Annotated in this window: 18 protein-coding genes; 9 read left to right on the top strand and 9 right to left on the bottom strand. The window is 65.3% G+C overall.

The features are described 5' to 3' along the window. Positions 1 to 29: 29 nt before the first annotated feature. Complete coding sequence (locus JQ573_RS04275) at positions 30 to 1,190, top strand: ABC transporter substrate-binding protein (RefSeq protein WP_212311573.1); 1,161 nt, start codon at positions 30 to 32, stop codon at positions 1,188 to 1,190. Between the two features lie 4 nt (positions 1,191 to 1,194). Continuing rightward, positions 1,195 to 2,010, top strand: coding sequence for an NAD(P)H-dependent oxidoreductase (locus JQ573_RS04270; protein WP_212311576.1), 816 nt, complete (start codon positions 1,195 to 1,197; stop codon positions 2,008 to 2,010). Positions 2,011 to 2,131: 121 nt separating this feature from the next. Here the strand turns inward: JQ573_RS04270 and JQ573_RS04265 are convergent, their stop codons facing one another. The 9 genes from JQ573_RS04265 to JQ573_RS04225 all read right to left on the bottom strand — a co-directional run bounded on the left by JQ573_RS04265 (position 2,132) and on the right by JQ573_RS04225 (position 10,885). Next, complete coding sequence (locus tag JQ573_RS04265) at positions 2,132 to 3,325, bottom strand: acyl-CoA dehydrogenase family protein (RefSeq protein WP_212311577.1); 1,194 nt, start codon at positions 3,323 to 3,325, stop codon at positions 2,132 to 2,134. After that, positions 3,322 to 4,257: an alpha/beta hydrolase gene (locus tag JQ573_RS04260; RefSeq protein WP_212311579.1), complete on the bottom strand. Its 936-nt coding sequence runs from the start codon at positions 4,255 to 4,257 to the stop codon at positions 3,322 to 3,324. Before JQ573_RS04260 ends, JQ573_RS04265 begins: the two co-directional genes overlap by 4 nt. A gap of 1 nt (position 4,258) precedes the next feature. Then, a complete protein-coding gene (locus tag JQ573_RS04255; protein ID WP_212311581.1) occupies positions 4,259 to 5,011 on the bottom strand; it encodes an SDR family oxidoreductase in 753 nt (250 codons plus the stop codon). 3 nt (positions 5,012 to 5,014) lie between these two features. Continuing rightward, positions 5,015 to 5,809 carry an enoyl-CoA hydratase/isomerase family protein gene (locus JQ573_RS04250; protein ID WP_212311586.1) on the bottom strand — a complete coding sequence of 265 codons (795 nt, stop codon included), beginning with the start codon at positions 5,807 to 5,809 and terminating at the stop codon, positions 5,015 to 5,017. 13 nt (positions 5,810 to 5,822) lie between these two features. Beyond that, on the bottom strand, positions 5,823 to 6,320 hold the full coding sequence (locus JQ573_RS04245) for an aromatic-ring-hydroxylating dioxygenase subunit beta (protein ID WP_212311588.1): 498 nt from the start codon (positions 6,318 to 6,320) through the stop codon (positions 5,823 to 5,825). Next, the gene (locus tag JQ573_RS04240) at positions 6,320 to 7,579 is read right to left on the bottom strand and encodes a Rieske 2Fe-2S domain-containing protein (RefSeq protein ID WP_212311589.1); all 1,260 of its coding nucleotides are present in this window, start codon (positions 7,577 to 7,579) and stop codon (positions 6,320 to 6,322) included. Before JQ573_RS04240 ends, JQ573_RS04245 begins: the two co-directional genes overlap by 1 nt. Before the next feature lie 188 nt (positions 7,580 to 7,767). Continuing rightward, positions 7,768 to 8,271: a hypothetical protein gene (locus tag JQ573_RS04235; RefSeq protein WP_212311590.1), complete on the bottom strand. Its 504-nt coding sequence runs from the start codon at positions 8,269 to 8,271 to the stop codon at positions 7,768 to 7,770. Beyond that, positions 8,268 to 9,332, bottom strand: a complete 1,065-nt coding sequence (locus tag JQ573_RS04230) for a phosphotransferase family protein (RefSeq protein ID WP_212311591.1) — start codon at positions 9,330 to 9,332, stop codon at positions 8,268 to 8,270. The genes JQ573_RS04235 and JQ573_RS04230 overlap by 4 nt, the downstream gene beginning before the upstream one ends. Then, positions 9,332 to 10,885, bottom strand: coding sequence for a long-chain fatty acid--CoA ligase (locus JQ573_RS04225; RefSeq protein ID WP_212311592.1), 1,554 nt, complete (start codon positions 10,883 to 10,885; stop codon positions 9,332 to 9,334). Before JQ573_RS04225 ends, JQ573_RS04230 begins: the two co-directional genes overlap by 1 nt. A gap of 202 nt (positions 10,886 to 11,087) precedes the next feature. Between JQ573_RS04225 and JQ573_RS04220 the strand changes: the two genes are divergently transcribed. The 7 genes from JQ573_RS04220 (at position 11,088) to JQ573_RS04190 (ending at position 19,701) form a co-directional block, all read left to right on the top strand. Further along, entirely contained in the window at positions 11,088 to 12,311 is a 1,224-nt protein-coding gene (locus tag JQ573_RS04220) for an ABC transporter substrate-binding protein (protein ID WP_212311593.1), read from the top strand. Between the two features lie 55 nt (positions 12,312 to 12,366). Then, positions 12,367 to 13,482: a hypothetical protein gene (locus JQ573_RS04215; RefSeq protein ID WP_212311594.1), complete on the top strand. Its 1,116-nt coding sequence runs from the start codon at positions 12,367 to 12,369 to the stop codon at positions 13,480 to 13,482. Beyond that, positions 13,482 to 14,450 carry an acyl-CoA thioesterase II gene (locus JQ573_RS04210; RefSeq protein ID WP_212408682.1) on the top strand — a complete coding sequence of 323 codons (969 nt, stop codon included), beginning with the start codon at positions 13,482 to 13,484 and terminating at the stop codon, positions 14,448 to 14,450. The genes JQ573_RS04215 and JQ573_RS04210 overlap by 1 nt, the downstream gene beginning before the upstream one ends. Before the next feature lie 169 nt (positions 14,451 to 14,619). Beyond that, on the top strand, positions 14,620 to 14,853 hold the full coding sequence (locus JQ573_RS04205; RefSeq protein WP_212311596.1) for a hypothetical protein: 234 nt from the start codon (positions 14,620 to 14,622) through the stop codon (positions 14,851 to 14,853). Between the two features lie 280 nt (positions 14,854 to 15,133). Continuing rightward, the gene (locus tag JQ573_RS04200; RefSeq protein WP_212311713.1) at positions 15,134 to 17,467 is read left to right on the top strand and encodes a TonB-dependent siderophore receptor; all 2,334 of its coding nucleotides are present in this window, start codon (positions 15,134 to 15,136) and stop codon (positions 17,465 to 17,467) included. Between the two features lies 1 nt (position 17,468). Continuing rightward, positions 17,469 to 18,494 (top strand): extracellular solute-binding protein, encoded by a 1,026-nt coding sequence (locus JQ573_RS04195; protein WP_212311597.1) that lies wholly within the window; start codon positions 17,469 to 17,471, stop codon positions 18,492 to 18,494. After that, positions 18,487 to 19,701, top strand: a complete 1,215-nt coding sequence (locus JQ573_RS04190) for a PepSY domain-containing protein (RefSeq protein WP_212311598.1) — start codon at positions 18,487 to 18,489, stop codon at positions 19,699 to 19,701. Before JQ573_RS04195 ends, JQ573_RS04190 begins: the two co-directional genes overlap by 8 nt. Positions 19,702 to 19,707: the final 6 nt, after the last annotated feature.

Below are 19,707 nucleotides of genomic sequence, written 5' to 3'. Positions count from 1 at the left end.
AAAAAGACGCACACAATGAGGAGGAGACAATGATCAGACATCTGGCGGCGGCCTCGCTGCTGCTCACCACGGCCTGTCTTGCCATCGGCCCCGCTTCCGCCGCCGACCCTGGCATCACCGACACCGAGATCCTGATCGGTGACGTCGAGCCCCTGACCGGCCCGCCGGCGCTGCTCGGCGTCGCGGCCTCGATCGGCCACAAGATCGCGATCGCGGAAGCGAACGCCGCCGGCGGCATCAACGGCCGCAAGATCAAATACGTGCTGGAGGACGACGGTTACGTCACCGCGCGGACCATCCAGGGCGTCAAGAAGGTCATCGACGTCGACAAGGTGTTCGCGATGATCGGGATCTCCGGCTCAGGCCAGTCGATCGCCGTCATGCCGGTGCTGGAGAAATCCGGCATCCCGACCGTGATCGACGTCGCGCCGGTGAAATTCCTGTGGGAGCCGCCGCGCAAGAACGTGTTCGTGGTCGGCCAATCCTACGAGGAAGGCATCGTCCACCTCGTCAACTTCCTGGCCGACAAGAACCCCGGCAAGAAATGGGGCCTGATCACCCAGGATGACGATTACGGCATCACCGTGCGCGACGGCTTCGACTCCGTCGTCAAGGCCAAAAAGCTGAACGTCGTCTACAGCGGCAATTACAAGAAAGGCCAGCAGGACTTTTCATCCGACATGCTGCAGCTGAAGGATTCCGGCGCCGAGGTGTTCCTGGCCGGCGGCATCATCGGCGAGAACATCGCGATGATGAAGGAGCTCGAGAAGCTCGGCATCAAGCCGGTGACCGGTATCTTCTGGCCCGGCCGCATCGAACCGGTGCTGAAGCTGATGGGCCCGGCCGGTGACGGCATCTATGCGGTCGACTATGTCGAACCGTTCGCGGGCGCCGCCGGGAAGGCATTCCTCGAGAAGGCCAAGCCGCTGGTGTCGGAAGCCGAGTTCAAGGGCATCAACCGCTACACCATGACCGGCTATGCCGCCGCCAAGGTCCTGATCGCGGCGATCGAGCGCTGTGGCAAGCAGCCGACCTGGGCCTGCACCATCTCCGAGCTGGAGAAGACCAAGAATGTCGAGACCGGCGTGATGGCGCCGATCAGCTTCGGCCCCGGCGTCCGCTTCTCGAACCAGAAGCTGCAGATCATGCAGGCTGATACGGCGACGCTCAGCTTCAAGCCGGTGAACTAGAACGATGAAGGTCCTGATCGTCTTTGCCCATCAGGAAGCGCAGTCGTTCAACGCTGCGCTGCTGGCGCGGTCGGTGGCGGAGCTGACCGCGCTCGGGCATACGGTCAAGATCTCCGATCTCTACGCCATGCGCTTCAACCCGGTCGCGACGGCTGGGGACTTTGGCGAGCGGCGGTTCCCCGACCGGCTGCAATATGACCGCGAGCAGAAATACAATCTGCAACAGAAGTCGCTCAGCGGCGACATCGCCGCCGAGATCGAGAAGCTGCTGTGGTGCGACCTCCTGATCCTGCAGTTTCCGCTGTGGTGGTTCTCGCTCCCCGCCATCATGAAGGGCTGGATCGATCGCGTCTTCGTCAACGGCGCGGTCTATGGCGCCGGCCGCCGCTACGACACCGGTGGCCTCGCCGGCCGCCGCGCCATGGTCGTGACCTCGACTGCAGCTTACCCCGGAATGTGCGCGCCCGACGGGCTGGTCGGCGCACTCGATGTGGTGTTGTGGCCAATCCAGAACGGCACCCTGGCCTATGCCGGCTGCAAGGTGCTGCCACCCTTCGTGTCCTATTCGGTGAATTTCGTCGACGAGGCGACGCGGCACCGCTATCTCGACGACTATGCCGAACGGCTGCGGCAGCTCGAAACCACCGAGCCGCTGTTCTTCCATCCGCTCGCGGATTTCGGCGAGGACTGGCGGCTAAAGCCGGGGATCGCGGCGCAGACGGTTGGGCAGGGCAAGCCGGCGGCGCCCGTGCGAACTGAACTAGACGAAGACGCCAGTATGCTCCCTCGCCCCGTTCTTACGGGGAGAGGGTCGGGGTGAAGGGCTCTCTCCGCGAGTCGTGTGCGTGAATAGACCGGTACCCCCTCACCCGGAACGCATCTAACGATGCGTTTCGACCTCTCCCCGCAAGCGGGGCGAGGTGAAGCGGAGCCCAACCTCCTCACATCCGCTTGGCGACTTCCTCCAGCATCACCTCGGTGGCACCGCCGCCGATCGTCAGCACCCGCGCGTCGCGCGCCATGCGCTCGATCGGCGTGCCGCGCATGAAGCCTGAGCCGCCATGCAGTTGCAGGCAGCCATGCACGACCTCGTGCAGCACCTCCGGCGACAGTGCTTTCACCATCGACACTTCGCGCAGACACTCCTGCCCCGCCGTCGCAAGCTCGGCGGCCTGATAGGCCAGCGCGCGCGCCGCGGCCGCCTTCGCCGCGAGCTGGGCGAGCTTCAGCCGCACGCCCTGCTGATTCCAGAGCGGGCCACCGAACGCCTGCCGCGTCTTCACATAGTTCGTCGTCAGCTCGATCGCCTTGGCGGATTCGCCGGCGCAGATGCCGCCGATGCAGATGCGCTCGTTCTGAAAGGTCTCCATGATACCATAGAAGCCCTTGTTCTCCTCACCGAGCAGGTTTTCCGCCGGCACCCGCACGTCCTGGAAGGCGATCTCGGCGGTGTCCGAGCAGAGCCAGCCATGCTTGTCGAGCTTGGTTGCCGTGATGCCCGGCGTGTTGCGCTCGACGATGAACAGCGAGATGCCGCGGCTGCCCTTGGCGTGCGGATCGGTGCGCGCGGCGACGATCAGGATATCGCCATAGAACGCATTGGTGATGAACATCTTCGCGCCGTTGATCACCCAATGATCGCCGTCGCGCCGCGCGCGCGTCTTCAGGCCCGCGACATCGGAGCCGGCATCGGGCTCGGTCACCGCGATCGAGCAGACCGTCTCGCCGCGGATGATCGCGGGCAGGTATTTCTGCTTCTGCTCCGGCGTGCCGCGCAGGCTGATATGCACCGCCGACATGTCAGTATGCACCAGGATCGACGAGGTGAAGCCGCCGAAGCTCGAGCGGCCGAGTTCCTCGGCGAACACCATCGAGGCCAGCGGCCCCATGTCGGTGCCGCCATATTCGGCTGCATGGCGCATGCCGAGGAAGCCGAGCGCGCCCATGCGGCGATAGATCTCGCGCGGGATCTTGCCGTCGCGCTCCCACGCCTCGGCATGTGGCACTACTTCCTTCTCGACGAAGCGACGCACCTGCTCGCGCAGCATGCGCAGTTCCTCAGGCAGATTGGGCGGCTCCGGAAAATGGAATGCGGTCTCAGAGAGCTGGCGCGGATCCGAGGTCATGACATTCATTGTGGCGCCCTCTCATGGCCGATGTGAAGATGGTTGCGCAGAAAAACTGCGAGCGATGCGATCGCCTCTCGCGCCTGCGGAATCTCGGGGAACATCTGGAAGACGTGGATCATGCCGTCCCAGACCTGGAGCTCGACTTCGGCGCTGGCCACTTTCGCCCTTGCGACCAGCTCCGTCGAGTCATCGCGCACGGTTTCGCGGTCGCCAACCTGAACCAGAAGCGGCGGCAGGCCGGTGAGATCGGCATAAAGCGGCGAGGCCAGCGGATCACGGGAATCACCGTCCTTGCCGAGATAGTTCTTGGCGAGCGCCAGGATCATCGCGCGCTGGTGGATCGGGTCCGCCTCGGCCCGGCTCTCATAGCTTGCGCCGCTCGCAGTGAGATCGGTCCAGGGCGACATCAGCGCGCCGGCCGCCGGAAGAGGCAAGCCGCGTTCCCTCGCTGCGAGCATCGCAGCGAGCACGAGATTGCCGCCGGCCGAGTCCCCGGCGAAGGCAATATCGGCCGGACGCAGTCCCAGATCGCGCAGATGCTGATAGGCCGTCAACGCATCATCGAGCGCCGCGGGAAACCGGTGCTCCGGCGCGAGCCGGTAATTGATCGAAAGCACGCGACAGTCGGATGCATCTGCGATCCGCGCGGCAAGGTCGCGATGCGAGACGACCGAGCCGATGCGAAAGCCGCCGCCGTGAAAATAGAGCACCGCCTTGTCGCGCGGTGCGCCTCGCGGCACGAGCCATTCGCCGTCGATGCCGCCGGCGGAAACCGGCTGGCACGTCACCGGCACCGAGCAGCCGGCAAACGCCGCATCCCAATCGCTGCGCATCTGCGCTACCGATGTGTCGCGGGTCCAGCCGCAATAGATCGCACGCAGGCGCTCGATGGCGCGATCGACCGGCGTGATGGCGATATCGTCGCCTGCGCTGGCCATCTCAGCCGCCGATGCCCATGCCGCCGGAGACGCCGAGCGTCTCGCCGGTGATGTAGGCGGCCTGATCGGAAGCCAGGAACAGCGCAGCGGCCGCAACCTCCTCCGGCTCGCCGAGCCGGCCGAGCAGCGTCGCGCCGGTCATCGCCTGCAGGATCTTGTCGCCGCCCTTTGCCACGGCCTGCTCCAGCATCGGCGTGCGGATCGGTCCCGGCGCGATCGCGTTCGCGGTGATGCGAAAGCGTGCATTCTCGCGCGCGATGCTCCTGGTGAACGAGATCACGCCGCCCTTGGCCGCGGAATAGACCGCGCCGCCCTTGGAGCCAAGCCGCGCCGCCTCCGAGGTGACATTGATGATGCGGCCGAACCGTGCCGCCTGCATCGCCGGCAGCGCGGCGTGGGTGCAGGCCAGTACCGAGGTGAGATTGACCGCGATCAGCCGCGCCCAATCCTCCGCCGTGGTGTCGGTGAAGAAGGCGTGCTGATCGACGCCGGCATTGTTGACGACGATGTCGAACGGGCCATCCTGCGCCATCACGGCCTGTACGGCCGTTGCATCGCTGACATCCAGCCCGGCGACGCCGGCGCCGGTCTCCCGCGCAAGCTCCGCGGCTGCGGCGACGTCGAGATCGGCGATCACGACCCTGGCGCCTGCTCCGGCAAAGCTGCGGACGATCGCCGCCCCAATGCCGCGTGCGCCGCCGGAGACGAAGGTGCGGCGGCCATCGAGACGCCCGAATGGCAAGGTGTCCGCCACGTCTCAGCGCCCCGTGAAGACAGGCTTGCGCCGCTCGATCACGGCGGCGAGCCCTTCGCGCGCATCGGCCATCCCCGAGAGCTCGGCCACGGTGCGCGCCTCTTCCGACAGGCACTGCTCGATGCTGGTGCCGGTGCCGGCCCAGACCAGCCGCTTGGTCGCCGCCAGCGCCTTCGGCGCACCGGCCGCAAGCTCACGTGCCAGCGCCAGCGATGCATCGGAAAGCTCCGCATCGGGCACGACCTTGGTGACGATGCCCATCTGCAACGCTTCCGCAGCCGGGATCACCGGGTTGGTCAGCAGGATCGACATCGCTCGCCGTAGGCCGACCAGCCGCGACAGCGTGACGGAGACACCGGCATCCGGCGCCATCGCCACCCGCGTCGCGCCGGCGAGGAATTTTGCCGACTCCGCCGCAATCACGATGTCGGAGGCGCAGACCAGGCCGAAGCCGCCGCCGCCCGCCGCAAAGCCCTGCACCGAGGCGATCACCGGCGCCTCCAGCCGCAGCAATCCGGTCACCGCGTTCTGCAGATACGCGGTGGCCTGGCGGATATAGTCGGGCAGCTTCTCGCCCTTGGAGGCGAAGGCGCGGACATCGCCGCCCGCGCAGAAATTCGCGCCCTCGCCGCTCAGCAGCACGACGCGCAAATCCGGATGGCCGTGGCAGACCATGATGGCGTCGCACAGCGCGCTCAGGAGTTCGGCGCTCATGCCGTTGGCCGCATCGGGGCGGTTGAGCCGCAGCCGCGCGACGCCGTCGCTGATGTCGAGCAGAACGGGGCCCTTGTCGATCATGGCGAAACCTTCCCTAAACCAGGAATGACAGCGTGTAGATCGCCTTGTCGTTGTTGACGAGGATGACCTTCTTGTTGGCCATCCGCAATTCACCATCGACATGGCGCAGACGGTATTCGTTGCGCGCCGCCCACAGCGTGTCGTCGCGCAGGCTCGATTCGAAGATCAGGCTGTTGCTGGCGACCGCGATGTCGCCATTGTCAGGCTGCTCGTCCATCAATTCGATGTTGGAGATCAGCCGGCGCAGGTTCGACTGCGGCGTCTGCGTGAAATGCTTGCCGGTCATCAGCTGGCGGACCCGCAGCGCGATCCGCGAGCGGTTGTCGTAGATGATCGACATCTGCTGCTCCGGATCGATGTCGGCGCCGTTGGCCGGCACCCAATAGACGCCGTCGTCGGTCCAGAGCTTTTCCCAGGCCTCATATTGATGCTCGTCCTGCAACCGAGCCTCGCGATAGAGGAAGGCGGTGATGGCACTCATCAACGTGGCGCTGCTCTCGCGCGACAGCATCAGGCTGGCTCCATCAGCTTGCGATAATGGGTCCAGATGCCGCGCGACGGCACCTCGTCGGTGACGTGGCCGACCGTGAAGCCGAGCTCATCCTGCCGCTGGCGCTTCTCGCCGCGGCCGAGGAAGATCCACTCGGGATTGCGCGCCAGCACGCCGCGGTGGCAACGCTCGTACATCTCGGAATCATCCGCCAGCAGGAAGCCGGCGGGGCCGACTGAGCCCATGGTTTGCTGGCGCAGCCTGCGGTTCAGATCTGGGGCGCCCTTGAACTGCAGCGCGGTGACATGCTGCACGCTGTCGTCGACACCGAGCGGTTGGATCACGAACATCTGGATCTCGGCGATGAACAGGTTCGGGAAGATCATCACATGCGGCGTGCCGTCGATCATGATCTCGCGCGCCGCGGTGTCGCCATAGGCGGTCTTCATGCGCGCGGTGTAGTCCGGCAGCCGCTCCTCGCTGGTGCCGAACCAGCTCATCGGCTCGTCGCGCTTGCGGAATTCGGGCCGCAAATCGATCTCGGTATGGCCGTTGCCGTAGTCGCGCGTCAGCGCGGTCGAGGCGCCGCCGTAGAGCTTGCCGATCATGCTGTCGGCGACGCCGAAGATCGACGTGTGCACGAAGGCCGGGTGATAGCCATCGCACTCATTCTCCAGGATGAACTTCCAGTTCGCTTTCACGCGATGCTTGAGGAAACCCGCGGTGATCTCGACCTCGCCCTCGGGCGAAGTGCGCACCAGCCGATCGATGGTCTCGGCGGCACCGCCGAGATGTTCCTTCAAAGTCGGGCCATCGGCCGCGAACGAGCCGAACACGAAGCCGCGGTAGGATTCGACGCGCGTCACCCGCCCGAGCGCGAGCTGCGATTTGTCTTGCCCCTCGTAACCGTCCGGGAAGGCATAGCCGACCAGGCGGCCGTCATTGGCAAAGGTCCAGGAGTGGAACGGACAGGTGAACGAGCGCGCATTGCCGCGCTCAAACGAGCAGACCTGGTTGCCGCGATGCGAGCAGCGGTTGAGCAGCAGATTGACCTTGCCCTGCTCGTCGCGCGTCATGATCACGGATTGCGGGCCGATCGACTTGACGACGTAGTCGTTGGCGTTGGGCACCTCGCTCTCGTGCCCGACATAGACCCAGGTCCGGTACCAGATGTTCTTGAGCTCGGCCTCGAAGATCTCGGAATCGGTGTACAGCGATCCGTGCACCCGGTCGGGCCGGATCAGCCGCTCCCATGGCGAGACGCCGGTCATCATGTTCATCGCTCCGTCTCCCTCGCCGGCCGCTTGCCGCGGATGCTTTCACCGGCCGCCAATAATAATCCGAACGACCGTTCGGTCAATGAATAACACGTGCGAGACGGGCCGGCAAGCTTCTTTGCTAACACCGCGGCTGAGTTCCGGAGCAGCGTGCAACGATGCAATCCCCGGTGGACCGCTGCGTGACTGGCTCAGCCCTGCGCCGCGCCGCCATCGCCGCCCGCGATCTGCTGCAGCATCGACTTCGGCGTCGTCGCAAGCTCGATCTTGAGCTGGTCGCAAATCGCCCGGCGCAGCAGCTGCTCGATCTCGGTCGCAGCATCACGATTGGCCGCACGCGCGCCCTCGCCGCTCGCCCAGAGCAGAAGCTGCCCCAGCTGCCGGTCGCCATCATCGCGCAGCGCTTCGATCGCGGCGGCGTCGGACATGTCGCTCGGGAGGCGCGGCAGCGCCGGAATCTCCGGATGCGCCGCGCCATCCGCCAATCGTTTGACCGCAGCGAAAGTATCGTCCTGCAGACGCACCTGCTCCAGCAGCGGCCCGGCCTTCCAGTCGGCCGCGAGCTTCAGCCCGTTCAGCGCATAGATGGCGGAGAACACCTGCCCGCGGACGAAATCGTCGTTGCTGTTCGGCACGACATGACTTTGCAGGGCATCGATGATGCCGTCGATCAGCCGCTCGAAGGATGCACTCATGCCGCGGCCTCCAGTGCGCGCTCGAAGGCCCGCACGATCGAGGGCATCTGGCTTGCCATCACCGCAAGGCGCAGGTCGTTGAAGCGATCGACCTCGAAGGCGCGCACTGCGCACATCTGGATCGCCGCCGCCTGATACAGCGCATAGGCCTCGTAGAAGGCGAGGCTCTTGTCCGAGACCGCAATGCCGGAGGCGCGCTGATAGAGATCGATCACCTCCGCGCGCTCGAGCACGCCATAGAGCTTCCGGCTCCTGGCATTGAAGGTCGGCATCATCGCCCAGGCCAGATCCTCATGGGGATCGCCCAGGTGAGTGAGCTCCCAATCGAGGATGGCAACGATCCGGCCACTCTGCTCGATGAAGTTCCCGATCCGGTAGTCGCCATGCACGATGGTGCGGCATGGCGGCTGCGGGCAGTTGTCCTCAAGCCAACGTCCGCCCCAATCGAGCAGCGGATAGTAACGCGCGGTCGGACGCGCCAGCGAGGCGCGCCAGCCGGCGATCGCGCGGACTTCGGCGCGTTGCCCGCCTTGTTGCAGCGATGCGAACGGTGTTGCGCTCGCGTCCATCCGGTGCAGCGATGCCAGGATCTCAACGAACTGCCGGGCGATTGCGCGCTTATGGTCCGGATCGAGCCCGCTCGCGGCCCATGGTGCGGGAACATCGCCCTCGACATGCGCGCAGATGAAGAACGGAAAGCCGATCTCGGCGCCATCCTGTTCAAACGACACCAGCGCCGGAACCGGCACGCCGCTGCCGGCCAGCGACTGCAATGCATAGACCTGCGGCAGCACCGAATAAGGCGCAAACAGCCCGTTCGGCGGACCGACGCGCAGGATCAGCTTGCGGTCTCCTTCAGAGGAGCTGGCCACAAAGGCATAGGTGATCCAGGAGAAGCCGGACGATTTGCGGCCGAAGCTCGTGATCTCGGTCCGGCTGCCGGAGATCCGCGACAGATGCTGCGCGAGCGCCGTCCGCACGGCGTCGTCATTGACCGTGACCGGACGAACAGGCTCCGGCGCGGCCGACACATCATCGGATCGTTTGGCAACGTCCTGCATCAATTGACCGACCTCGTATAGCCCTGCCACTTCTCCTCGCGCAGCGCCGATTTCATGATCTTGCCGGAGCCGGTCAGCGGCAACGGTTCAAGACGGATGTCGACCGAGCGCGGACACTTGTAGCCCGCGATCAGGGTGCGGCAGTGCGCGATCACCATGTCGGAATCGAGCCGCGCGCCGTCCTTCGGCACCACGATCGCGTGCACCGCCTCACCCCATTGTGGATCGGGCACCGCGATGACGGCGCATTCCCTGACTTGCTCGTGCTGGAAGATTGCGTTCTCCACCTCGCCGGAATAGACGTTCTCGCCGCCGGAGACGATCATGTCCTTGAGGCGGTCGACGATATAGACAAAGCCGTCCTCGTCCATCCAGGCGCCGTCGCCGGTGTGCAGCCATCCGTTGCGCAGCACCCGCGCGCTCTCTTCCGGCTTGCGCCAGTATCCAAGCATCACGCCGGCGCCGCGGATCGCGATCTCGCCGACCGTGCCGCGCGGCACTTCGTTGCCCGCGAGATCGATGATGCGGACTTCGACGCCCGGCGCCGCCCGCCCTGCCGATTTGCGCTTTCCCGCCAGCGGTCCTTCGAGCGCGTGGTACTCCCACGGCAGGATCGTCGCCAGCGCCGCGCTCTCGGTCATGCCGTACCCTTGGTGAAAGCGCCAGCTCGGCAGCACGCGCATCAGCTTGACCAGCAGCGCATCCGGCATCGGAGAGGCGCCATATTCGCAATCCCTGACGCTGCTCAGATCATACGTGCCAAACGACGGATGATTGAGCATCATGTTGAGCATGGTCGGCACGAACAGGCAGTAGTCTACCCTGTGCTCGGCGATGGTCCGCATCGCGAGCTCGGGCTCAAATTTCGGGATCGTGACATGGGTACCGCCGACCAAAGTCAGCGCGATCATCGGCGAGGTGCCGGCCAGATGGAACATGCCAGCCGAGTGCAGATACCGCGTGTCCTCGCGGAAACGGAGCGCATAGATCCAGACCAGCGATTCATAGATGATGTTGGCATGCGACAGCATCACGCCCTTGGGGAAGCCGGTAGTGCCGCCGGTGTAGAAGATGCCTGCGAGATCGTTGTAGGCGCCGGAGGCATCCTCGATCGGCGCGTTCGCAACAAGCTCGTCATAGCCCTGCATGCCGCCGGGAACCTGTCCCTCGTCCAGATAGACCATCGCGGTGAGTGATTTCGCGCCACGCAGGCTTGATGCGATCTCGGCAAAGGCCTTGTCGACCAGCAACAGTTTTGGCGTGGAATCGTCGATCGCATAGGCATTCTCGGCGACCGCCCAGCGGGTGTTGAGCGGCACTGCGACCGCACCGGCCCAGGCGATGGCATAGAGCGCCTCGATATAGAGGTCGCTGTTGTGCGCGAGGATCGCAACGCGATCGCCGGCCTCGACGCCGAGCCGCCGCAGCCCGCCCGCGGCGCAGGCGACGCGACGGCCGATCTCCTTCCAGCTTCGCGACCGTCCCGCATGGATGGTGCCGGGCGCATCCTTGCGCAACTGCACCGCCGAGATGAGCGCCTGCGTCAGCTTCATGTTTCCTCCTCACCGCCATGCGGCCGCGTGCGCCTGCGGATGTTTCCGTCATGCGTGAAGCCGATACGCCGCCCGGAGATTTCAGTTGATAATCCGGACAGACGGTCTATTATTACACAGCCAACGCGACGGGTAAAGCCCTTGAAGGGACCGCCGTAGGGATCAACGAGCCCCGCAAAAGAGGGCGTCATGGGAGGGGAAGATGCGGAAGCCAATCGTCACGCTTGCCGTGTGGGCGTTCGCGCTCACCGGCGCGCTCGGAACAGCGAACGCCCAGAAGGCCTATGGGCCCGGGGTCAGCGACACCGAGATCCTGCTCGGCGCCAATGCGCCCTACAGCGGACCGGCGTCGATCTATGCGAGCTTCCCGAAGACCATGCTCGCCTATTTCACGATGCTGAACGAGACAGGCGGCATCAACGGCCGCCACATCAATTTCGTAACCCGCGACGACGCCTATAGCCCGCCAAAGACCGTCGAGGTGACGCGCGCGCTGGTCGAGAACGACAAGGTGCTCGCGATCATGGCGCCGTTCGGCACGCCGACCAACGCCGCGATCCAGAAATACCTCAACAGCAACGGCGTCCCGCAGCTCCTGGTGCAGAGCGGCGGCACGCGCTGGAACGATCCCAAGCAGTTTCCCTGGACGACGCCCTACTCGCCGACCTACGTCAACGAATCCCGGATCATCGCGCGCTACGTCCTGCGCGAGAAGCCGGATGCCAGGATCGGCGTGCTCTTGCAGGCCGACGACATCGGCAAGGATTTCGTCCTCGGCCTGAAGGAAGGGCTTGGCGCCAAGGCCGACACGATGATCGTCAAGGAGGCGATGTATCAGTCGACCGAGCCCACGATCGACTCGCAGATCGTGAATCTGAAGGCGTCAGGCGCCGACACCATCCTGATCGCCGCGCAAAACAAATTCGCTTCGATGGCGATCCGCAAGATTCACGAGCTCGGCTGGAAGCCGCTGATCTTCCTCGGCTCGACGGCGAATTCGATTGCCGGCGTGCTGGTGCCGGCGGGGATCGAGGCCTCCACCGGCATCCTGACCACGACCTCTTACAAGACACCCAACGATCCGGCCTGGGCCAATGACAAGGGCATGGCCGACTATCTCGCCTTCGCCGCCAAATACATGCCGGGGATGGACCCGAACGACGTGATCGCCGTGACCGGCTACACCACGGCCCAGCTCGGCGCGATCATCCTGCAGCGCTGCGGCGACAATCTCACGCGGGAGAATGTGCTGAAGCAGGCCACCAACCTCAGCGGCATCGAGCTGCCGATGCTGCTTCCGGGCATCACGATCCAGACCACGCCGCAGGATTACGCGGCGATCACCGAGCGCCGCTTCGCCCGCTTCGACGGCAAGACCTGGGTGCTTTTCGGCGACATCGTGGGCGCGGGCGCGGCCAAGGACTGACCGCGCGCCACCCGTCCGACTGACCGAACCGGCTCAAACACAAAGGACAAGAACAATGCTGACAGCCCAGGACGATCTCATCGGCCACCAGACGCCGCAGCCGTTTGCCAAGGCCGGCGGCGGAGACCCTAGATTTACCGAGCGCTACTGGTACACCGCGCACCCGATCGATGGCAGCGAATTGCTGATCGACATCGGGCTCGGCTATTACCCGAACCGCAACGTGATGGACGGATTCGCCGGCATCACCATCGGCCGCCGCCAGCACAATTTCCGCGCCTCGCGCCGGCTCGGGACCCGTCCGCTCGAGACGGAGGTCGGCGGACTCAGGATCGAGATCGTCGAGGGCAACAGCCTGCACAGGGTCTCGCTCGCCGACAATCCGTCCGGCATCAGCTTTGAGCTCGAATTCAAGGCGAGCTTTCCGGCGGCGCAGGAGAAGCAGAATTTTCGCGAGCGCAACGGCGTCGTCGAGGAGGACCTCGCGCGCGTCTCGCAATTCGGCCGTTGGCGCGGCTGGATCGTCGCCGATGGCAAGCGCTATGACATCGAGCCGGAACTATGGTGGGGACAGCGCGACCGCTCCTGGGGCCTGCGCTCGGAGATGCGCACCGACGAGACCAGGCCGCCGGTCGCGACCCATCGCAATTTCTTCTGGACCTGGTCGATGTTCCAGTTTCCGCAGTCGGCGCTGTCCATCTTCATCAAGGAGCGCACGCCGGGCAAACCGCATTACCTCTCGGGCACCGAGTTCCGCCGCGAAGCCGACGGATCGGTTTCGCATCGCGAGGTGACCTCGGTCGAGCACAAGATCGAATGGGCCGCCGATCCGCTCGGCCAGACTATCGCGGTGGCCGACTTCACCTTCGTCTTCGAGCGCGGCGAACCGCGCCATGTCAGAATGCGTGGGTTGCCGATCCGGTTTTATCTGAAGGCCGGCATGTATGGCGGCCTGCAAGGCTGGACCCATGGCGACGACCGCGGCGAGAACCACGCCGCGCACGACATCTGGAACCTCGACGACGCGGCAACGCGCGCCGTCGCGCGCACGCTGTCGGACCATGTCGTCCGGCTCGAAAGCGGCAACGAGACCGGGTTCGGCATCAGCGAATATGGCGTCGCCGCCGGCTATCCGCTCTATCCGGGACCGCAGAAATTTCCGGCGATGTGATGGACGGGCAAGGCAGGCACGTCGCGGAGGGTAATGAAGCCGCGTGCGATCCGTGGGACAACAAGGCGGCCGAGGCGCTGGTCTCGCTCGAGACCATCGCACCGCTGCGCTATCGTAGCCGCTTCGGCGACGGCAATCTCAATGGCCGATCCTATGGCGGCCAGATCCTTGGCCAGGCCATGATGGCCGCAACGCTCAGCGCACCCGAGGATCGCCCGGCCGCGATGCTGCAACTGTTGTTCCTGCGCGGTGCCGATCCCAGCCGGCGCATCACCTTTGACACGAAGGTCTTGCAGGATGGCAAGCGGTTCTCCTCGCGTTATGTCGTCGGCAGCCAGGGTGACGGGCGTACCGTCGTGAGCGCGCAGGCCACGTTCTGCGCGCCGCAGCCGGGTCCGCGGCACGCGGTGCCGTTTGCGCGATCGGAGGATCCGGAAAGCCTGCCCGATCTGACCATGATCCCCGACGAGCTGATGGCGCAGTTGCGGCCGCTCGGTCCTTATTCGCCGCAGATCAAGCCCAGCATGGATTTCCGCATCCCCGAGATCGAACGTCAGCTCTCGGCCGCGACGGCAGAGCCGCGCCTGCGCTTCTGGATCAGATGCCGGCAGCCACTCGCCGCCGGTTCCCGCGCCCAGGCCGCGGTGTTCGCCTATCTCTCGGATTGGTGGCTCAACTTCTCCAGCGTCGGCGGCCATCTCCGCGAGCTGCAGTCACGCGCGCCGCTCTATCTGTCAAGCCTCAACCATTGCATCTGGTTTCATCGTGCATTCTCGCCCGACGCCTGGATGCATGTCGAGACCGAGAGCCCATGCGCCGATGGCGGCCGCGGGCTGTCGATCGCCCGCATCCATGACCGCGATGGGTCGATGCTCGCGACCTCGATCCAGGAAACCCTGATGGTGCATCCGGATGGCGATGCGTACGTCACGCTGCAACTTTTGAGACGGCGTCGTGATCGCGGCTGAGTTGCAGCCGCTCTTCATCACCGGTTCCATGACCTGTTGAATCCCGGCAACACCGCCAGACAAAATGCGCAATCGTGCAAATTGCGCGTTTTGAACCACGACTGTGCCGCATCTCGGTCCAATCCTGCCTGCGGGTGGCGCAACAAAAACACGATTGGGGAAAACCTACATGCAGCAGGCATCGTCGGGCGCACGGAGCGCGGAACCGTCTGGATATGTTCTCTACTTCCAGCTTGCCAGCAATGGCGCAAGACGCGCGTGCAGTCTGACGATCCAGGCGGAAAGTGCCAACGAGGCAGCGCGAATCTTCCGCGAGAACTGGAGCGCAATCGAATCGATGGCACGCGACGGCGTGAGCACGGGAATGGTCGGCTCGGCGCCCGTCAGCCTGGCGATGTCGTGACGCGCATCGCGCGCCACACGAGCTAACCTACGCCTGAGGCGTGACAGGACAACGACCGCTCACCTCAGGCCAGGATCGCGCGACCATTTGACGCGCTAACGTGAAATCAAGTCATGAGATGCAGGGCTCGCGCACGCGCGCGGGCCCTGCATTGTCTTAGAACGATTCAAATCCTATCCGGTTAGAGGGATTCAAGTCTGCTCCGGTTCTTTTCGCGCGCGCCGACTGCTAGAGGCGCGGCGTGAATAAGTTTGCGTGAATCGGAAGTGCAAGAGTGCCTGTGAATGCTGATCGCCGGGTTGTCGGCGACCGTCGAAATGCCGCCGACAAGGGCCGCACCCACCTGCTGATCGGCGCAGCATTCCTGCTCGCCGACCTCTCCTCGGCGGTGACGCCGGCAAGCGCCCAATCGAGCGTCCCCTTGCCGCCGGTCACGGTCGAGCAACCGACACAGAAGCGCAAGCCCGCAGCCAGTTCGGCGCGGTCGGCACAGCGAACGCAGTCGGCCGCCGCGGCACGGCAGCGCAGCCGGAATGCCCAGCCGACGCCCCCGACACCATCGGAGCGCGCGGCAGCTGCCGCCGCCGAGTTGAACGAAGCCAAGCTGCACTATCGCGCGATGCCGAGCTCGACCACCTTGCGCACCGGCGCCTCGCCGCTCGACACCTCGCAGACCGTCAACGTCGTGCCGGAGCAGGTGCTGAAGGATCAACTGCCGCGCAATCTCGACGACGCGCTCGCCAATGTCAGCGGCGTCACCCAGGGCAACACGCTGGCCGGCACCCAGGACGCGGTGATGCGCCGCGGCTTCGGCGACAACCGCGACGGCTCGATCATGCGCAACGGCATGCCTCTGGTGCAGGGCCGGAGCCTCGACGCTGCGGTGGAGAGCGTCGAAGTGCTGAAAGGCCCGGCGTCGCTGCTCTACGGCATCATGGATCCCGGCGGCATCGTCAACACGATCAGCAAGCGCCCCGAACTCTATCAACATGGCTCGGTCACCCTGCTCGGCTCGACCTTCGCCAACTCAAGGACCGGCGCCGACGGCACCGTCGACATCACTGGCCCGATCGGCAATGGCGGCCTCGCCTATCGCTTCATCGGCTATGGCGTGAGTGAGGACTATTGGCGCAATTTCGGACGCCACCGCGAGATGCTGGTCGCGCCGTCGCTGGCCTGGTACGGCGAGAACACCACCGTCCAGCTCAACTATGAGCACCGCGAGTTCATCACGCCGTTCGACCGCGGCACGGCGTTCGATCCCGTGACCAAGGCGCCGCTGGCGATCCCGGCGACGCGACGGCTCGACGAGCCGTTCAACAACGTGTGGGGCACCTCCGACCTGATGCAGGCCTCGGTCGAGCACCGGCTGAACCAGGACTGGAAGCTGTTCGCGGCCTACAGCTACAACACCGAGACATTCAGCGCCAACCAGCTCCGCATCACCGGCATCAACACCAAGACCGGCATCGAGACCCGCAGCAATGACGGCACGCAGGGCTCGCTCAGCAATGCGAGCTACGGCACCTCCTATCTGCAGGGCAATGTCTGGATCGGCAACATCCGCAACGAAGTCCTGTTCGGCGGCGACGGCCAGTACCGTACGATCTACCGCGACAATCTGATCCGGCAGGCGACGCCGAGCTTCAACTTCTATAATCCGGTCTATGGGCTGATCACGCCGGGCACCACGGTGTCCGCCGTCGACAGCGCCCAGACCGACAAGCTTGGCCAGTGGTCGCTGTTCTTCCAGGACACGCTGCATCTGACCGAGCGCTTCGCGCTGGTCGGCGGCGTGCGCTACATGGAATATGACCAGATCGCGGGCAAGGGACGGCCCTTCATCACCAACACCAACGTCTCGGGGGACAAGGCACTGCCGCTCGGCGGCGCGATCCTCAAGCTTACCGACGAGGTCTCGCTGTATGCGAGCTACACCCAGTCGCTGAAGCCGACCTCGACCATCGCGCCGCTCACCGGCGGCGTCGTTATCGGCTCCAACATCGCCCCGGAAGAGGGCACCCAGTGGGAGACCGGCGTCAAGTTCGACTTCAACAAGCGGATCTCCGGCACGCTTGCGCTTTACGACATCGACAAGAAGAACGTGCTGGTCTCGCAGCTCAACCCTGCGACCAGCATTGTCGAGTACCGCACCGCCGGCAAGGTCCGCTCGCGCGGCGTCGAACTCGATGTCACCGGCAGGCTGACCGACAATTGGAGCATGATCGGCAGCTATGGCTATACCGATGCGCGCGTCACCGAGGATCCGACGCTCGCCGGCAACGCGCTGCAGAACGTCGCGCTCAACACCGCTTCGCTCTATCTGGTCTATGATTTCGGCACCACCCTGCCCGGCCGGCTGCGTCTCGGCGGCGGCGCCCGCTATGTCGGCGACCGGCCCGGCGACGCCACGAACAGCTTCGTGCTACCGGCCTACACCGTCGCTGATGTCTTTGCGACCTACGAGACCAAGGTCCAGACGTTCCCGGTGGTCTATCAGTTCAACGTCAAGAACCTGTTCGATACCGTCTACTATCCCTCGGCCGTCAGCAATCTGGCCGTGGCGATGGGCGACGCGCGGCGCTTCTCGCTTTCGGCGACGGTGAAATTCTAGCATGGCCACGGCACGGACAGCGATCGGACTGCTGGCCGCCCTGGCGACGTCCGCCTTCGCCTGCGTCACCGCCCACGCCGATGAGCTCACGCTTTATTCGACCCGCGAAGCCAATCTGGTCGAGCCTGTCGTCGCGGCCTTCACGGCAACGACCGGCACCAAGGTCAACACCGTCTTTGTCGAGGACAGCCTGGTCAAGCGACTGACAGCGGAAGGCGACAATTCGCCCGCGGATGTCCTGCTCACCATCGGTCTCGACAAGACGACCAAGCTTGCTGCGCGCGGGCTGACGCAGGTGCTGGCATCACCAGCGCTTGTCCAGGCGGTGCCCGCGAACCTGCGCGGCGGCGACGGCCAGTGGATCGCGCTCGCAATCCGTCCGCGTGTGGTGTTCGCAAGCAAGGACAACCCGCTCGCGGCGATCACCTATGAAGAGCTCGCCGATCCCAAATGGCGTGCCAAACTGTGCATGCGGCCAGCCGCGCACCAGAACAACGTCGCGCTGGTCGCGGCCTATCTTGCGCATCACGGAACAGATGCGACGGAGAGCTGGCTCGCCGGGCTGAAGGCCAATCTCGTCCACAAGCCGAACGGCAAGGACAACGACGTGATCCGCGAGATCGCGGAAGGACGCTGCGACATCGGGATCGGCAACACGGTCGCGCTCGCCCAGCTCCGCGACGGCCGCGAAGGCAATGACTGGCGCGCATGGGCGGACGCCGTGAAGGCGGTGCCGACTGCGTTCGCGGGTGGCGGCAGTCACGTCAACCTGACCGGCGCAGCGATTGCCCGGCACGCACCGCATCCGGCTGCGGCACGCGCCTTCCTCGAATTCCTCGTCACACCCGAGGCCCAGACGATCTTCTCCACCGCCGAGCTGGAATACCCCGTGCTTGCGACCGCAAAGCGGGCGCCGATCGTGGAGGGAATCGGATCGTTCGCTGCCGATGCTCTCCCCATCGATGAGATCGCCGCGCATCAAGCGGCCGCAATCGCGCTGATCCGAAAGGCCGGATTCGATGAATGATGTCCGCCGCCCGATCAAGGCCGCGCTGCTGCAGGTCCACTCCCTCGCCGGCCTCGCGCTGGCGCTGCTGTGGGCCGTGGTCGGCATCACCGGCGCGACGATGGCGTTCGAAGACGAGATCGAGGCCAGCCTGAACAGCCACATCATGCGCGTCGACGCCAGTGCGACGCGGCGGCTGACACCGGATGAACTGGTCGCACGGCTGCAGTCGGCCGGCGACTTCGGCAGGGCCTCCGCCGTGACGATGGCGAGCGACCCGTCAGCGGCCGTATGGATCCGCTTCGCCCGCAGCGAAGGCGGCGCGCGGCCGTCCTCGGTCTACGTCGATCCCTATGACGGACATTTGCTCGGCTCGCCGCGCGGCGAGGACTTCTTCGCCACCGTCCGCAAGCTGCATCGCTGGCTGCTGCTGCCGGGGGACGGCAATGGCATGGGACGCAAGATCACCGGGTCAGCCGCGATCTGCCTGATCGTGATGCTGATCACCGGCCTCGTGCTGCGCTGGCCGCATCGCGCGCGCAGCGTGAAGATGTGGCTGAAGCCAAACCTGGGCCTGCGCGGGCGCGGCCTGCACCGCTCGCTGCACGCCGTGATCGGCACCTGGGTGCTGCCGGTCTATCTGGTGATGACCCTGACCGGCCTGTGGTATTCGTTCGAGTGGTACAAGGCCGGCGCCAACTGGCTCCTGGCGCGGCCTCAGGCCACGGATGCGACGATGCAGCCCAAGCCAACACGCGGCGCGGCGGCCGCCGCGGGCAAGGGCGAAGCTAAAACCGAAGCGAAGGCCGAAGCAAAGCCGCTCGCCTTCGATCGTGTCTGGACCATGTTCCTGCAGCAGGAGAACAACGAATATGGACGGGTCCTGCTGACCCTGCCGGCCGGCGCGGGCACGGCGGTGCGCTTGCGGTCCTGGCCGCGAGATTCGTCGCTCGAGAGCGTGCGCGATGAATTCCGTATCGATGCCATCACCGGACGCGTCATCTCGTCGGATCGCTACGCGGACAAGACGTTCGGCGAGCGTGTCCTTGCCGGCGTGCTCGACATCCACCGCGGCGCCATCCTGGGATGGCCCGGCAAGCTCGCCTTCATGCTGGCCGCCGCCATGATGCCGCTGTTCGCCGTGACCGGTCTGCTGCTCTATCTGTCCCGTCGCAGGCACCGGCGCCTCGCGCGACCGCCGATGGGCCAGCTCGTTCCGGGTGAATGAACCGCG

It is taken from the genome of Bradyrhizobium sp. AUGA SZCCT0105, assembly GCF_018129565.1.
In the GTDB taxonomy this organism is placed as follows: Bacteria; Pseudomonadota; Alphaproteobacteria; order Rhizobiales; family Xanthobacteraceae; genus Bradyrhizobium.
The sequence above is the reverse complement of the archived record's forward strand: the minus strand, read 5'-3'. Positions and strand labels throughout refer to the sequence as shown.

Coding starts and splice junctions, on each gene's coding strand:
- JQ573_RS04260 (WP_212311579.1), bottom strand. CDS start 4,257: ATGGCCAGCGCAGGCGACGATATCGCCATCACGCCGGTCGATCGCGCC.
- JQ573_RS04225 (WP_212311592.1), bottom strand. CDS start 10,885: ATGAAGCTGACGCAGGCGCTCATCTCGGCGGTGCAGTTGCGCAAGGAT.
- JQ573_RS04270 (WP_212311576.1), top strand. CDS start 1,195: ATGAAGGTCCTGATCGTCTTTGCCCATCAGGAAGCGCAGTCGTTCAAC.
- JQ573_RS04195 (WP_212311597.1), top strand. CDS start 17,469: ATGGCCACGGCACGGACAGCGATCGGACTGCTGGCCGCCCTGGCGACG.
- JQ573_RS04240 (WP_212311589.1), bottom strand. CDS start 7,579: ATGAACATGATGACCGGCGTCTCGCCATGGGAGCGGCTGATCCGGCCC.
- JQ573_RS04205 (WP_212311596.1), top strand. CDS start 14,620: ATGCAGCAGGCATCGTCGGGCGCACGGAGCGCGGAACCGTCTGGATAT.
- JQ573_RS04215 (WP_212311594.1), top strand. CDS start 12,367: ATGCTGACAGCCCAGGACGATCTCATCGGCCACCAGACGCCGCAGCCG.
- JQ573_RS04245 (WP_212311588.1), bottom strand. CDS start 6,320: ATGCTGTCGCGCGAGAGCAGCGCCACGTTGATGAGTGCCATCACCGCC.
- JQ573_RS04275 (WP_212311573.1), top strand. CDS start 30: ATGATCAGACATCTGGCGGCGGCCTCGCTGCTGCTCACCACGGCCTGT.
- JQ573_RS04235 (WP_212311590.1), bottom strand. CDS start 8,271: ATGAGTGCATCCTTCGAGCGGCTGATCGACGGCATCATCGATGCCCTG.
- JQ573_RS04250 (WP_212311586.1), bottom strand. CDS start 5,809: ATGATCGACAAGGGCCCCGTTCTGCTCGACATCAGCGACGGCGTCGCG.
- JQ573_RS04230 (WP_212311591.1), bottom strand. CDS start 9,332: ATGCAGGACGTTGCCAAACGATCCGATGATGTGTCGGCCGCGCCGGAG.
- JQ573_RS04220 (WP_212311593.1), top strand. CDS start 11,088: ATGCGGAAGCCAATCGTCACGCTTGCCGTGTGGGCGTTCGCGCTCACC.
- JQ573_RS04190 (WP_212311598.1), top strand. CDS start 18,487: ATGAATGATGTCCGCCGCCCGATCAAGGCCGCGCTGCTGCAGGTCCAC.
- JQ573_RS04210 (WP_212408682.1), top strand. CDS start 13,482: ATGGACGGGCAAGGCAGGCACGTCGCGGAGGGTAATGAAGCCGCGTGC.
- JQ573_RS04265 (WP_212311577.1), bottom strand. CDS start 3,325: ATGAATGTCATGACCTCGGATCCGCGCCAGCTCTCTGAGACCGCATTC.